This window comes from Paenibacillus athensensis (genome assembly GCF_004514475.2).
Classification (GTDB): domain Bacteria; phylum Bacillota; class Bacilli; order Paenibacillales; family NBRC-103111; genus Paenibacillus_AL; species Paenibacillus_AL athensensis.
Window position 1 is genome coordinate 1 of record NZ_MYFO02000060.1, and the last position, 514, is coordinate 514.

Consider the following 514-nt stretch of genomic DNA (forward strand, 5'->3'; position numbering starts at 1 on the left):
TGCCTAGGCGCTAGGAGCCGAAGAAGGACGTGGCGAACGACGAAATGCCTCGGGGAGCCGTAAGCAGGCTTCGATCCGGGGATGTCCGAATGGGGGAACCCGGCTGTGGTAATGCGCAGTCACCTTGTAGTGAATACATAGCTGCAATGGAGGCATACCCAGGGAACTGAAACATCTAAGTACCTGGAGGAAAAGAAAACAAAAGTGATTCCGTCAGTAGCGGCGAGCGAAAGCGGATTAGCCCAAACCAGGGAGCTTGCTCCCTGGGGTTGTAGGACCTCAATGTGGCCCATGCTTGTTAGGTGAAGAAGTCTGGAAAGGCTCGGCAAAGAGGGTAACAGCCCCGTAGCCAAAAACAAGCGCAAGCCTAGAGGGATCCTGAGTACGGCGGGACACGTGAAACCCCGTCGGAATCCGGCAGGACCATCTGCCAAGGCTAAATACTCCCTAGCGACCGATAGTGAAGCAGTACCGTGAGGGAAAGGTGAAAAGCACCGCGGAAGCGGAGTGAAAC

At 55.4% G+C, this 514-nt stretch carries 1 rRNA gene; it reads left to right on the forward strand.

Features of this window, described 5'->3' with window-relative positions:
• Positions 1-514: ribosomal RNA gene (locus tag B5M42_RS25865) — 23S ribosomal RNA — on the forward strand; the annotation flags it as partial.